At 58.9% G+C, this 13,218-nt stretch carries 10 protein-coding genes; 5 read left to right on the top strand and 5 right to left on the bottom strand.

Features of this window, described 5'->3' with window-relative positions:
- Positions 1-29 precede the first annotated feature (29 nt).
- From HKX44_RS00150 to lpdA, 4 genes are all read left to right on the top strand, one after another.
- Entirely contained in the window at positions 30-2,996 is a 2,967-nt protein-coding gene (locus tag HKX44_RS00150; RefSeq protein ID WP_276149277.1) for a 2-oxoglutarate dehydrogenase E1 component, read from the top strand.
- A complete protein-coding gene (gene odhB, locus HKX44_RS00145; RefSeq protein WP_276149275.1) occupies positions 2,993-4,516 on the top strand; it encodes a 2-oxoglutarate dehydrogenase complex dihydrolipoyllysine-residue succinyltransferase in 1,524 nt (507 codons plus the stop codon). Before HKX44_RS00150 ends, odhB begins: the two co-directional genes overlap by 4 nt.
- Positions 4,517-4,627: 111 nt before the next feature.
- Complete coding sequence (locus HKX44_RS00140) at positions 4,628-5,023, top strand: MAPEG family protein (protein ID WP_276149274.1); 396 nt, start codon at positions 4,628-4,630, stop codon at positions 5,021-5,023.
- An 18-nt stretch (positions 5,024-5,041) separates the two neighbouring features.
- Positions 5,042-6,430 (top strand): dihydrolipoyl dehydrogenase, encoded by a 1,389-nt coding sequence (lpdA, locus tag HKX44_RS00135; RefSeq protein ID WP_276149273.1) that lies wholly within the window; start codon positions 5,042-5,044, stop codon positions 6,428-6,430.
- 118 nt (positions 6,431-6,548) lie between these two features.
- On the opposite strand, the gene HKX44_RS00130 is transcribed toward lpdA, so the two are convergent.
- Genes HKX44_RS00130 through HKX44_RS00115 form a run of 4 tightly spaced genes read right to left on the bottom strand, consistent with a single transcriptional unit; the run spans position 6,549 to position 9,451 of the window.
- A complete protein-coding gene (locus tag HKX44_RS00130) occupies positions 6,549-7,154 on the bottom strand; it encodes a pyridoxamine 5'-phosphate oxidase family protein (RefSeq protein WP_276149272.1) in 606 nt (201 codons plus the stop codon).
- The gene (locus HKX44_RS00125) at positions 7,147-7,872 is read right to left on the bottom strand and encodes a lysophospholipid acyltransferase family protein (RefSeq protein ID WP_276149271.1); all 726 of its coding nucleotides are present in this window, start codon (positions 7,870-7,872) and stop codon (positions 7,147-7,149) included. Before HKX44_RS00125 ends, HKX44_RS00130 begins: the two co-directional genes overlap by 8 nt.
- Positions 7,872-8,777, bottom strand: a complete 906-nt coding sequence (locus HKX44_RS00120) for an FtsX-like permease family protein (RefSeq protein ID WP_276149270.1) — start codon at positions 8,775-8,777, stop codon at positions 7,872-7,874. Before HKX44_RS00120 ends, HKX44_RS00125 begins: the two co-directional genes overlap by 1 nt.
- Positions 8,774-9,451 (bottom strand): ATP-binding cassette domain-containing protein, encoded by a 678-nt coding sequence (locus HKX44_RS00115; RefSeq protein WP_276149269.1) that lies wholly within the window; start codon positions 9,449-9,451, stop codon positions 8,774-8,776. The genes HKX44_RS00120 and HKX44_RS00115 overlap by 4 nt, the downstream gene beginning before the upstream one ends.
- 164 nt (positions 9,452-9,615) lie before the next feature.
- Between HKX44_RS00115 and HKX44_RS00110 the strand changes: the two genes are divergently transcribed.
- Positions 9,616-10,467 (top strand): zinc-ribbon domain-containing protein, encoded by an 852-nt coding sequence (locus tag HKX44_RS00110; RefSeq protein ID WP_276149268.1) that lies wholly within the window; start codon positions 9,616-9,618, stop codon positions 10,465-10,467.
- Positions 10,468-10,602: 135 nt separating this feature from the next.
- Here HKX44_RS00110 and HKX44_RS00105 read toward each other — a convergent pair whose 3' ends face one another.
- Positions 10,603-13,209, bottom strand: coding sequence for a DUF4175 domain-containing protein (locus tag HKX44_RS00105; protein WP_276149267.1), 2,607 nt, complete (start codon positions 13,207-13,209; stop codon positions 10,603-10,605).
- Positions 13,210-13,218: the final 9 nt, after the last annotated feature.

The raw sequence follows: 13,218 nt of genomic DNA, 5'->3' as shown, positions 1-13,218 counted from the left end.
TTCCGACCTCTTACTTGCTAGGTAACGCAATGACCGAAAAACCTGCCAACGATCACTTCCACGCTTCCTCGTTTATGGAAGGTGACAATGCTGCATATCTGGAACAGCTTTATGCACAATATGCCGCGAACCCGGCCTCGGTCGACGAAGCCTGGCATGTGTTTTTCGACGCCATGGGCGACGAACGCAAGGCTGTTGAGGCCGAGGCTGCTGGCCCGTCATGGGCGCGCAACGACTGGCCACCCGCCCCTGCTGGCGACACCATGGGCGCATTGACCGGCGTCTGGCCCGAACCCGTTGAAGCAAAGGCAGCTGGCGACAAGATCAAGGCAAAAGCAGCCGAAAAAGGCATCTCGGTAAGTGACGATCAGATCAAACAAGCGGTACTGGATTCAATCCGCGCCCTGATGTTGATCCGCGCCTACCGCATCCGTGGCCATCTGGCCGCCGATCTTGATCCGCTGAACATGCGCGACATGGGCGAACATCCCGAACTGGACCCTAAGGCCTATGGCTTTAGCGATGCCGACATGGATCGTCCGATCTTTATCGACAATGTTCTGGGCCTTGAAGTTGCGACAATGAAGCAGATCGTTGCAATTGTGAAATCCACCTATTGCGGCACATTTGCCCTGCAATACATGCATATTTCGAACCCTGAAGAGGCCGGTTGGCTGAAAGAGCGGATCGAAGGATACGGCAAGGAAATCGCCTTTACCAAAAACGGGCGCAAGGCAATCCTGAGCAAACTTGTCGAAGCCGAAGGTTTCGAAAAGTTCTTGCATGTTAAGTACATGGGCACCAAACGATTTGGTCTGGACGGCGGTGAAAGCCTTGTTCCCGCAATGGAGCAAGTCATCAAACGCGGTGGCCAGCTGGGTGTGAAGGAAATCGTTATCGGGATGCCGCACCGGGGGCGTCTGTCCGTCCTCGCCAATGTGATGCAGAAACCCTATCGCGCGATCTTCAACGAATTTCAGGGCGGCAGCTTCAAACCCGAGGATGTCGACGGTTCCGGCGATGTGAAATACCACCTTGGGGCCTCTTCGGACCGCGAATTTGACGACAACACCGTACACCTGTCGTTGACGGCGAACCCGTCCCACCTTGAGGCGGTGAACCCTGTGGTCATCGGCAAGGTCCGCGCCAAACAGGACCAGCGTAACGACCCCACTCGGATCTCGGTAATGCCGGTTCTGTTACACGGCGATGCCGCTTTTGCCGGTCAGGGTGTTGTGGCGGAATGTTTCGCCCTCTCCGGGCTGCGCGGTCACAAGACCGGCGGCACCATGCATATTGTAGTGAACAACCAGATCGGTTTCACCACTGCGCCGCATTTCTCGCGTTCTTCGCCCTACCCCACCGACAATGCGCTGGTGGTTGAAGCGCCAATTTTCCACGTTAATGGTGATGATCCCGAGGCCGTGGTGCATGCAGCCCGTGTAGCGACCGAGTTCCGCCAAAAATTCCACAAGGATGTGGTGATCGATCTGATCTGTTACCGGCGCTTTGGTCACAATGAAGGTGATGAGCCGATGTTCACCAACCCGGTGATGTACAAAAAGATCAAAGGCCATAAAACCACTCTCAGCCTCTATGCCGAGCGTCTGGTCAAAGACGGTCTTGTCCCCGAGGGCGAGATCGAGGACATGAAGGCCGATTTCCAGAAATACATGAATGATGAGTTTGAGGCCGGCAAAGAATATCGCCCGAACAAGGCCGACTGGCTGGATGGGAAATGGTCTCATCTGGATAAACGCGGCGAAAAATACCAGCGCGGCAAGACTGCAATCTCCAAAGAAACACTTGCCGCGGTTGGCAAGGCAATCAGTTCCGCGCCGGATGGGTTCCCCCTGCATAAAACCGTTGGTCGTTTGCTGGATACAAAGGCCGAGATGTTTAAAAGCGGCAAGGGCTTTGACTGGGCCACAGCCGAGGCCATCGCTTTCGGCTCTTTGTTGACCGAGGGCTACAAAGTTCGCCTTGCCGGTCAGGATTCAACGCGCGGTACATTCTCGCAACGCCACTCTGGCTTGATCAATCAGGAAACCGAAGACCGCTATTATCCTTTGAACCACATTCGCGAGGGTCAGGCCGAATACGAGGTCATCGACTCCATGTTGTCAGAATATGCGGTTCTTGGTTTCGAATACGGCTACTCGCTGGCCGAACCTAATGCGCTGACCCTGTGGGAAGCCCAGTTTGGCGATTTCGCCAATGGCGCGCAGATCATGTTCGACCAGTTCATCAGTTCCGGCGAAAGCAAATGGCTGCGCATGTCTGGCCTCGTCTGCCTGATGCCACATGGTTACGAGGGGCAAGGACCGGAACACTCCAGCGCGCGTCTGGAGCGGTTTCTGACCATGTGTGGCGGTGACAACTGGATCGTGGCCAACTGTACAACGCCGGCGAACTACTTCCACATTCTGCGCCGCCAGCTGCACCGCAGCTACCGCAAGCCACTGATGCTGATGACACCGAAGTCGTTGCTGCGCCATAAAACTGCGGTAAGTACCGCCGATGAATTCACCACCGGTTCCTCATTCCACCGCGTGTTGTGGGATGACGCCCAGCAAGGCAATTCCAAAACAAATCTGGTGGCGGACGACAAAATCAAACGTGTCGTGATGTGTTCCGGCAAAGTCTATTACGACCTGCTGGAAGAACGCGACGCACGCGGCATCGACGATGTGTATCTGCTGCGTTTCGAACAGTTCTATCCGTTCCCCGCACAATCCGCGGTCAAGGAACTGGAGCGGTTTAAGAACGCCGATATGGTCTGGTGTCAGGAAGAGCCCAAGAACCAAGGCGCATGGTCGTTCATCGAACCGAATATCGAATGGGTCCTGACCCGTATCAACGCCAAACATTCGCGTCCAAGCTATGCCGGACGCGCCGCTGCTGCCTCACCTGCCACAGGTTTGGCCAGCATGCATAAATCACAGCAAGCCGCCCTGATCGACGAGGCGCTGACACTTGAAGGATCAAAGAAATGACCGACGTACGCGTGCCCACATTGGGCGAATCCGTGACCGAAGCCACTGTAGCAACGTGGTTTAAAAAGCCCGGCGATACCGTGGCTGTTGATGAAATGCTCTGCGAGCTGGAAACCGACAAAGTAACCGTCGAAGTGCCAAGCCCGGTTGCCGGCACCCTGTCCGAGATCATTGCCGCCGAAGGAGAAACCGTCGGGGTTGATGCGCTTTTGGCGAATATCTCAGAAGGGGCCGCCGGATCAGACGCTGCGCCCAAGGCAAAAGAAGCCGCCCAAGACGCCGGCGCAGCAAGCCAGTCCCCGGCCAGCGCAGGCGGTGCATCCGTTGACGTCATGGTGCCGACCCTTGGCGAAAGCGTGACCGAAGCCACCGTCAGCACATGGTTCAAGAAGGTCGGCGACAGCGTCGCGCAGGACGAAATGCTTTGCGAACTGGAAACCGATAAGGTCAGCGTCGAAGTGCCCGCCCCAGCCGCTGGTGTACTGAGCGAGATCCTTGCCGAAGAAGGCAGCACAGTCGAAGCATCCGCGAAACTTGCGGTGATTGCATCCGGTGCCGGCGCTGCAGTGGCCGCTCCCGCACAGGCTGCGGCCTCGGACGTGCCCGCAGCTGCTACATCAGGCGGCAAGGACGTCGAAGATGCGCCATCCGCCAAGAAAGCCATGGCCGAAACGGGCTTGAACCGTGATGCGGTGACCGGCACAGGCCGCGACGGCCGGGTGATGAAAGAGGACGTTGCCAAGGCGATTGCCGCAGGCACCACCGCAGCGGCACCAGCTGCTGCGGCCCCTGCCCGCGCCCCTTCAACGGCAGATGACGCCGCCCGTGAAGAGCGGGTAAAGATGACCCGCCTGAAACAAACCATGGCGCGCCGTTTGAAAGAGGCCCAGAACACCGCCGCGATCCTGACCACCTTCAACGAGGTCGACATGACCGAAGTGATGGCGATCCGGAACGCTTACAAGGCGGATTTTGAGAAGAAGCACGGTGTGCGCATGGGCTTTATGTCCTTCTTCACCAAGGCCTGCTGCCATGCGCTGAAAGAGATCCCAGAGGTTAACGCCGAAATCGACGGCACTGATGTGATCTACAAGAACTACGTGCATATGGGGGTCGCTGCGGGCACACCCACAGGCCTTGTGGTGCCGGTGATCCGTGACGTGGATACGATGTCTTTTGCCGAAATTGAAAAAGGCATCAACACCATGGGCAAGAAGGCCCGCGACGGCAAGCTGAGCATGGCAGACATGACCGGCGGTACCTTCACCATTTCAAACGGCGGTGTCTATGGCTCGCTGATGACCGCACCAATCCTGAACCCACCACAGTCAGGCATCCTGGGCATGGCGAAAATTCAGGACCGTCCGATGGCCATTGGCGGCGAGGTGGTGATCCGTCCGATGATGTATATCTCGCTGTCCTATGACCACCGGATCATCGATGGCAAAGGCGCGGTGACCTTCCTTGTGCGCGTCAAAGAGATGCTGGAAGATCCCCGTCGCCTGTTGATGGATCTGTGACAGATTAGGCGGGGAGAACCCCGCCCTACGGGTCAACTGTAGGGCGGGGTTCTCCCCGCCATTGCCGCATTGCCAAAGCACTGCGGTTGTCCCCACCCAAAAGGACTTCACGTGACACCCGAACTTACCGTCCTTACCCTCGCGGCCATTCTGCAAATCGTACAGTTCGCGCTGTACGCTGTGCCGGCAAACAAGGAGCTTGGCATGGGGTATACCATGTCCGCACGTGACACCGCCCCCACCCGCCAGATATCCGAACAAACCGCCCGTCTGGGCCGCGCCTTTGACAATCATTTTCAGGGGTTGATCCTGTTTACGATTGCCGTCGGCGTGATCGAGATGTCTGGCCAGAACTCAGGCTTTACAGCGCTTTGCGCATGGGTCTACCTCGCTGCGCGCACTGCTTATATTCCCGCCTATGCCAAAGGCCTCAGCCCTGCCCGCTCCTACATCTGGTTTGCAGGATTGCTTGCCACCTTTTTTATGCTGCTTGCAGCACTCATATAACTCCCAAGGAGATCCCCCATGTCCAGCTATGATGTTATTGTGATCGGCTCCGGCCCTGGCGGCTATGTTGCCGCCATCCGCTGCGCGCAACTGGGTCTGAAAACCGCCTGTGTCGAGGGCCGCGAAACTTTGGGCGGCACCTGCCTGAATGTTGGCTGTATCCCGTCCAAGGCCCTGCTACACGCCTCCCATATGCTGCACGAGGCCGAGCATAATTTTGCCGAGATGGGCCTGAAGGGCAAAAGCCCCTCTGTCGATTGGAAACAGATGCTGTCCTACAAACAAGGCACCATCGACACCAACACAAAGGGCATTGAGTTCCTGTTTAAGAAGAACAAGATCGACTGGTTGAAAGGCTGGGGATCAGTGCCGGAGGCTGGCAAGGTCAAGGTCGGTGACGAGGTTCACGAGGCTAAGAACATCATCATCGCCACAGGCTCTGAACCGGCCTCCTTGCCGGGTGTTGACGTTGACGAAAAGGTTGTGGTGACTTCTACCGGTGCGCTGGAGTTGGGCAAAGTACCCAAGAAAATGGTGGTGATCGGGGCCGGTGTGATCGGGCTGGAACTGGGCAGCGTCTATGCGCGTCTGGGCACGGAAGTTACCGTTGTCGAGTTCCTTGACGCCATCACCCCGGGGATGGACCCCGAGGTGCAGAAGGTCTTTCAGCGGATGCTGAAAAAGCAAGGGCTGAAGTTCGTCATGGGGGCCGCGGTACAAAAGACCGAGGCGAGCAAGACCAAGGCCAAGGTGCATTACAAACTGCGCAAAGATGACAGCGAACATGTGCTGGATGCGGATGTGGTACTGGTCGCCACCGGGCGCAAGCCAGTGCATGACGGTTTGGGCATCGAGGCGCTTGGCGTGGAGCTGACCAAACGCGGCCAGATCGCGGTCGACAAGAACTGGCAGACTGCGGCCAAGGGCATCTATGCCATCGGTGACGTGATCGAAGGGCCAATGTTGGCCCATAAGGCCGAGGACGAGGGAATGGCCGTCGCCGAGGTGATTGCCGGAAAACATGGTCACGTAAACTATGGCGTGATCCCCGGTGTGATCTATACCCACCCCGAGGTGGCTAATGTAGGCGAGACTGAAGCAACCCTGAAAGAGGCCGGTCGCGCCTATAAAGTGGGCAAGTTCAGTTTTATGGGCAACGCCCGGGCCAAGGCGGTTTTTGCCGGTGACGGCTTTGTCAAAATCCTTGCGGATAAGGAAACCGACCGCATTCTGGGTGCCCATATCATTGGCCCCGGCGCAGGTGATCTGATCCACGAGGTCTGTGTTGCAATGGAGTTTGGCGCGTCAGCCCAAGATCTTGCCATGACCTGCCATGCACATCCGACCTATTCGGAAGCTGTCCGCGAGGCCGCACTTGCCTGCGGCGATGGCCCGATCCACATGTAAACAGCGAAGGTGGGCATCACGCCCACCTTATGCCACCGACCAGCGTTTCCAGCCGCGCCGGATATGCAAAACACAAGGCAGCCACGCGCTGCCTCGCCCCCTACCACATTGTCCCCCGCTACCACATTGTCGACGCAGCCCGGGCCCCCCATGCATCATCATAGGGCGCACCACCTTCTTCCCCGCTGGTCATCTCGGCCAGAATATCTCCGGCACTGGGTAAACCACCACTTTCATCCGTCCCCGCCCAAGTCCCGGCGCGCATCAGGGCGCGGGCACATTGGGTGTAGATTTCACCGATATGGATAACGATCACCGTCGCCGGGACCCGGCCCTGTTTCAAAAAGCTTTCGCGCAGTGTTAGATCATCGGTCAGAAAAGCCAGCCCATTCACCCGCACCACATTGTTTGATCCCGGCACGACAAACATCAGCGACACGCGCCCGTCATCCACAATATTGCGCAGTGAATCCAGCCGGTTGTTGCCGCGCCAATCCGGCATTGCAAGCCTATGAGCATCCAGCTCCCTGACCACCGGACCATCGTCGCCGCGTGGACTGCCGTCGGTGCCATCCGCCCCAACTGTACTTAGAACACAGAGGCGCGAGGCCATGATCCACTTGCGATAGAGCGGTGTAAGCTGTGTCGCGACCTTGCGCGTTGCCGGTGCCCCGACAGAACCATAAAGCGCTTCTAACGCGGCACGATCCGTAATCTTATGCATCTTTTCGCCACCCCGCTTCGTGCAGCAACGCGTCCGATGCAGTTTCAACGGTTGCTTCCAGTTGCTTCATGAACGCGTCCTTCTCAAGGCCGGGGGCAATGGGTGGCAAAAACTCAACAACGGCCAGACCTGGCCGCCGGTATAACCCGCGCCGGGGCCAGAAATAGCCGGCATTGGTCGCGACGGGTATGCAAGGTTGCTTCAACTGCCGGTACAGGACCGACGTGCCCACCTTATAGGGCACATGCGCACCAGGCGCGACGCGTGTGCCTTGCGAATAGATCACGATCTGCCCAGGTTCGATCCGGCCCGCATTCACGTCTTCCATCATCTTGGAAATCGCCTGTCCGCGTTTGCCACGGTTCACTGAAATCATCTGCATCCGCTTGGTGTATTGCCCGATCACTGGCGTCCAGAGTATCTCGCGTTTCATGATGAACTTGGCCCGGGGCAAGGCATGGAAAATCATCAAAATATCGAGAAACGACTGGTGTTTCGCGGCGATCAACACCTCGCCATCTGGGACTTGTCCACGTACTTCACAGCGCAGCCCGATCAGCCAGCGCGCCGACCACATGCACCACCCCGCGTAGGTCTTGCAGGCGGTATAGGCCCCCGTCTTGGAAAACATTGCCCAAGGCGCGAACAACAGGCCAATCACCGGCATGGCGATGGTGGCCTGAACAATATACACGATTGACCGGATCCATTGTAACATCAGGCAAGCTCCCTCAGGGTGCGGCGGGCGGCAGAACCTGTGGCAACAAAGGCCACACCAGCCGCCAGAACCGGTATGAAAAACGGCCATAGCCAATGCGCGCCCTGAAAGCCGAGGCCGGTCAGAAAGCCACCGTTTTCCGATGCGGAGGGCAACAGCAAGACCGCAACCATCCCCAGCACAGCACCCACCGCCGCGCCAGACAAGGCCCGCAGAGTAAAGCGACGGATAAACGCCAGCGCAATGTAATCATCGGTTGCGCCGACCAGCCGCAGCACCGCAATCACCTGCGCATTTGCAGCCAGCGCCGCATTGGCCGCCAGCGTAATCATTGCCGCAACTGCGGCCGCAATCAGAACAATCGACACCAGCCCCAGCAAGCGCAAGCGAGACGCCGCTTGAACCAAGGGCGCACGCCACCGGCTGTGATCATCCAGCACCGCGCCGGGCACTTCAGCCGCAAGGCGCAGGCGCAGGCCGGCTGGATCCATGCCGTCTGTATCCTCGATCACTTCGATCAGGCGGGGCACCGGCAGTGTCTCCAGCGCCAGTTCCGGCCCAAACCACGGGGCCATCAGCGCTTGTTGTTCGGCATCCGTCAATGCCCGCGCCGCAGCAACACCTTTGGTGGTTTCCAGAATCCGCAGCGCGGCGTCGGTCTGGGCGGCACGTTGATCCATCGGGGCAACAATACGGATGGTCGCCGAGCGGGCCAGCTCTTCGCCCCAACGGTCCGCCAGCCGGCCCGCTGCCAAAGAAAGGGCCAGCGCGAAAACCGCCAAAAACGCCATCGCCGCAGCTGCAAAAACCGTCAGCTGCGCCGTGAACCCCGACGGGGGCACCACGCGATCGGCATGGTGGTCGCCGGCGATAAGGGCGCGCAATGTCGCAAGATCAAATTTCACAAATCAGCCCCCGCCAGTTGAATGCGCCGGTTGGCGATACGCAACACCCGTGCCTGCACATGGGCCTTTGTCGCACGGATCAGGCTCAGGTCGTGGGTGGCAATCAGCACCGTCTTGCCCATCTTGTTCAGCTCGATCAACAGTCGCAGGAGGCGCTGCGACATTTCCCAATCCACATTCCCCGTCGGCTCATCCGCAAGCACCACATCCGGGGACACAATCACAGCCCGCGCAAGAGCCGCCCGTTGGCGTTCCCCCCCAGACAATTCAGGAGGCATCGCATTCGCACGGTTGGTCAGTCCAACCCAGGACATCAATTCATCCAGATCACCGCCGGCCGCAGCGGCATGTCTGCCGGATACGGTCAGCGGCAGACCAATATTCTCGGTCACCGTTAGATGGTTGAGAAACTGCACATCCTGATGCACCACCCCAACCCGTCGGCGTACAACGGCAATGTCGTCCCGGTTCAGCCCCCGCACATCAGCGCCAAACAGGCGCACATGCCCCGCCGTCGGCAACAAGGCCCCGTAACACAAGCGCATCAGCGTGGTTTTGCCCGCACCAGACGGACCCGTCAGAAAATGGAAGGACCCGGGTGCAAGTTTCAGCGAGATATCAGACAGCAGTTCACCACCACCATAGCTGTACGCCACATTTTCCAGCTCGATCACAATATTATCCTTGCCACACGAACCTGTTGTGCCTCAGCACCGCTGGGGATTCAATCCGTCCCTTCTGGACTTTGGCGCAAGTTAACGCTTTTACTAAGGAATTGTTGATCTTATGGTACGTGAAAACGCGCAAGTGTAGTTATCAGTGAGTAGCGGAACACCAGATGAGGCTGACCTGTCCAAATTGTGATGCCCAATACGAGGTACCTGACGAGGTCGTTCCGACCGCCGGGCGCGACGTTCAATGCTCAAATTGCGGCACAACATGGTTTCAGCATCACCCGGATCATTTGCCGGATGACAACGCGGTCGATACCGCCCCGCTTGGCCTGGATACCCCCGATCCGGACGAGGAAGTTTCCCCTCCGCCGCCCCCGACGCCAGCCACATCAAAGGACCCCGTACGCAAGCAACTGGACCCGGCGGTGGCCGATATTTTACGACAAGAAGCCGAAGCCGAGTTCGAGGCCCGTAAGCGTCGCCAGTCAACTTCGCTGGAAAGCCAGCCGGATTTGGGGCTGGACAGCGGAACGGAGCCGCAAGCCCTCGCCACACCGGAACAGGACGACAGCGATGAACGCCGCGCGCAGGACGCGAAACGGCGGATGGCACGTTTGCGCGGTGAGCCAGAGCCAACAGCCGAGGCAGCAGCAACGGCGGCAGCCATTTCATCACGACGCGAATTACTGCCCGATATCGAGGAAATCAATTCCACCCTGCGCCATGATCAAACCCCCAGCGGCGTTGATGCAGATGCCCGGCAAGAACTCGGCGCAGGTGGCTCGCACAAACAGGCGCGTAGCTTTCGCAACGGTTTTCTAAGTATGCTGTTGCTGTTTGCCCTGCTGGTGCTGCTCTATGTCTATGCGGCACAAATAGCGACAGCAGTGCCTTTCCTTAAGGACGCGCTTGGCAATTATGTTGCCGGTGTCGACCACCTGCGCGTTCTACTGGATCAGCAGATCACATCCCTGCTCAGCTGGCTGGACACGATGGCAACGGAATCAAACAGCTGATCTTCCGATTACCGCAGGGTTTGTGGCCCTAGAGCGTCCCGCCTTAAACATGAATCGCGCGCGGCCTCTCCCTTTGGTCGAATTGGTCGAACGCGAAAAGCGACATATGATGGCTCAGGTTGACTGCAAGACGCTTTAGAAACGCTCCAGCAAACGGTTCAGATAATCTCGCTCGGCGTCTGATCGTTCAGCCTCACCAGATCTGCGCCGTATCTCATCCAACAGGGCACGTGCGCGGTCTCGGGCCTCACCCTGTTGCAGATTCAACCGCCCGTCAGAACTGTCTGACCCGTCTCTATTGTCGCCGCGGCGCAACGGATCACGGTTGTCGGCGCGACGGTCGGCTTCCGCCTGCCCTTGGCCGGGTTGCTGGTTTCGTTGTTCCTGCGCGATGGCCTCGCCCAGTGATCGCATCCCCTCGCGCAAGGCTTCCATTGCCTGTGCCTGATTGTCGATCGCCTCGGCCAGATCATCATTGCGCAAGGCTTGTTCCGCCTGATCCATGGCCCGCCCAGCCCGGTCTAACGCATCTCGGGCCGCTTCCCCTTCTGGCGTGCCCTGACCGGGCAAACGCCCCCGCTGACGCTCCAGTTCATCGCGGAGGGCTTGCTGACGTTCGGCAAGACCACTTTCATCCTGACCGCCCTGTCCTTGATCCCCCCCTTGGCCGCTCCGGCCCTGCTGTTCGCCACGGCCCTCGCCCTGACCGTTTTGACCTTCATGGCTTTCACCGCGGCCCTGACCGCCATTGCGGCCCTCGTTTTCGCCGTTTTCTCCGGTTTGCGCATTCGGATTAAACTGTTCCTGCAGGTCGCGAAACGCCTGATCGCTCAGCCCTTGCTGTTCGTTCAATGTCTCGGCCAAACCTTCCATCGCCTGTTCACCCGGCGATTTGCCGCCCTCTCCTGGCTGGCCTTCGGTTACGCGCATGTTCTCCATCATTTCCTGAAGCTGCTGCAAAGCTTCGGCGGCTTCGGCCATACGGCCCTGTTCCATCAGCTCCTGAATGCGGTCCATCATGCGTTGCAGGTCATCCTGCGTCATCTGCATGTTTTCGCCCTGTTGCTGCTCTTCGCCGTCTTCCTCCTGCGCGCGCTCTTGGGCTTGCTGGCGCTGAAGCTGTTGCAGGTAATCTTCAGTGGCGCGGCGCAGCTCTTCCATCAGTTCTGCGATTTCCTCATCCGAGGCCCCGTTCTTCATCGCCTCTTGCAGACGTTCTTGCGCACGGCGCAGGCGCTCTAACGCATCGGCCAGCTCTCCCTCTTCCAGTTCAAGCGCAAGTCCCCACAGGTCTTCTGCCAGACGATCGACGATCTCGTCGTCCAGACCAAAACGGGTTCGGATTTCCAGTTTCTCAATGGTCCGCTTCAAGCGCAGCGCCGACGTCGCGCTGCTAAACACATCATCAGGGCGATAGGACACGGTCCGCAAGACCTGCGCCACCCGCGGTGCATTATCGGTTGACCACAGCAGATCGCGGCGCATTTCGATCAAGGCCGCCGCTGTCGGGTTAAAGAAACGCCGGCCCGGCAAGACCATATCCTGTGGCGGTGTTGCACCAGCCTGTTCTGCCGCGTCGAGAACATTCAGCGTCAGCTTCACCGGCAGATTGGCCCAAGGGTGTTTCGAAAAATCCTCGATCATGTTCTCTTGGAAGGCGGCCCGGTCGCCGGCAACTGGCGTGGGCAGGGCCACAACAATTTGTGCCCGTGGATCAGGCTCTGCTTGCAAACCAAAGCGGCGGTTAACCGCGGCAAGGTCAAGAATGATCCGCGCCTCACCCGCTTCAACTCCATAATCGTCACGGGCCGCAAAAGGCAGTCGCATCTCGCCCAAAGCAGCCACTTTCACCTCTCCGGCAAAATCGACCTGTGGCGGCATATCCGGGCGAACGGCCACATCCCAAGCCCTGCCTCCGGGGCCCTCAATCGCAATACTGCCGCCTTGCATTACCGCGAAATCCTGCGCCGCATCAGCGGTTGCCGCCACATCGACCGCCCGCCCTGAAACGGTCTCGGCCAGAGACAGCGCACCGGTTTCGCCGTAAAAGCGCAGGGTGATCAATGTTCCCTCTGGCAGGTCAAGCGCGCCAGCCGGCAGATCATTCAGATAAAGGGTTGGACGGTCGGTATAGCGTGGCGGCTCTGCCCAGCCTTCCCAGACCGAACCCGACGCCAAACCGGTTGTCGGGGCCATGCCCGCAACTGATCCGACCCGCCAAATCGAGCCAAAAATCAGCGCAACCGCAAATGCCAATACGGCCACATAGCGCAGGGCATATGGGTCGCGGTCTGAGACCCGCAAGTCAGCAGGGACAGGCGTTGCTGCCGCTGCGCGCGCGGCCATGCGCGCCTTATGCGCCTGCCAGACCGCCATCGATGCATCGTCACCACTCCCGACCGCCGCCTGATCCAGCAGCGCCTGAATGGGCCGCCCCTGCAGGCTGGCATCCAGCCGTGCCATTGCGGCGGATCGGGATGGGATGCGGAACCGGCGCAGCGCAAAGATAAAGGCCCATGCCGTTGCGCCCGCTACAATAATGCCTGCGATCCAGACACTTTCGACCGGCACCGCGTCCTGTAGCCCCAGCATCAGCGCCGCCAAGACCAGCAAAACCACCGCCACCAAAGGCCAGACTGCCCGCACCAATGCTTCGGCAAACATCCCCGCCCAAGTCAGAAGAACCGGCCAGCGCAATCTGGCCAGACTTTGCCGCAGATCGTCAGCGGTGAAACTGCTCATTGCTTTGTC

It is taken from the genome of Sulfitobacter sp. M05 (assembly GCF_029285175.1).
Taxonomy (GTDB): Bacteria; Pseudomonadota; Alphaproteobacteria; order Rhodobacterales; family Rhodobacteraceae; genus Sulfitobacter.
This window is presented reverse-complemented; position numbering and strand designations above follow the sequence as displayed.